This is a genomic window from Pseudomonas sp. NPDC087639 (genome assembly GCF_044743385.1).
GTDB lineage: Bacteria > Pseudomonadota > Gammaproteobacteria > Pseudomonadales > Pseudomonadaceae > Aquipseudomonas.
On sequence record NZ_JBIUWI010000171.1, the window covers coordinates 1 to 929 of the forward strand.

The 929-nt window shown below is 61.9% G+C and carries 1 protein-coding gene and 1 pseudogene; both read right to left on the reverse strand.

Going from position 1 to position 929, the window contains the following annotated elements:
* Nucleotides 1-38 precede the first annotated feature (38 nt).
* A pseudogene (locus tag ACIOVB_RS27595) lies at nt 39-137 on the reverse strand (hypothetical protein); the annotation flags it as partial.
* Between the two features lie 134 nt (nt 138-271).
* The coding region (locus ACIOVB_RS27600; protein WP_401272285.1) for an NADH-ubiquinone oxidoreductase-F iron-sulfur binding region domain-containing protein at nt 272-929 on the reverse strand (658 nt) is incomplete at its 5' end.

Here is a 929-nt window from a genome sequence, read left to right on the forward strand (position 1 = left end):
CGCCAAGCCCCGACGCTACCCAGCGCGGGGGGCCATCAGACACATGGAATGTCGAGGCCCAGCGACAGACATGCCAGTAACAGGTTGTCTGCCCCGTCGACTTCGAGCGCTTTGCCGTCTACGTGGATAGTGGCCATGGTTCAAAGGTCTTCGTTGGCCCGGTGTCAGCGGGCGTGGCTAATGGAATCTTGTTATCCGTGCGAATCAAACCAGCCTCGAAAGGCGTCATCGCAGGAGGCGAAGGGCACGGGCCCTTCACCTTATTAAGCGTTTACGCGCCGATTACGATCGGCCTTGCCAGAGGCGGGACGGCGGCGCTGACAGGCGCGATACCGGCTTCGAACTCTGGACGGAAGTATTTGATGGCACTGCCCAACGGCTCCACGGCACCCGGTGCGTGAGCACAGAAGGTTTTGCCTGGGCCGAGGAAGCCGACCAGACCCAGCAGGGTCTCGATGTCGCCCGGTTGGCCTTCGCCATTCTCGATGGCCATCAGCAGCTTGACGCTCCATGGCAAACCATCACGGCACGGTGTGCAGAAACCGCACGACTCACGGGCGAAGAACTGTTCCATGTTGCGCAGCAGCGAGACCATGTTGACGCTGTCGTCCACCGCCATCGCCAGGCCGGTACCCATACGGGTGCCCACTTTGGCGATGCCGCCGGCGTACATTTGTGCGTCGAGGTGTTCTGGCAAGAGAAAACCGGTACCGGCGCCACCTGGCTGCCAGGCCTTGAGCTTGTAACCGTCGCGCATGCCGCCGGCGTAGTCTTCGAACAACTCGCGACCGGTGACGCCGAATGGCAGTTCCCACAGGCCCGGATTCTTGACCTTGCCGGAGAAGCCCATGAGCTTGGTGCCCATGTCTTCGCTGCCTTCGCGGGCCAACGATTTGTAGCAGTCTACGCCGTCGGCAATGTTCGCCGGC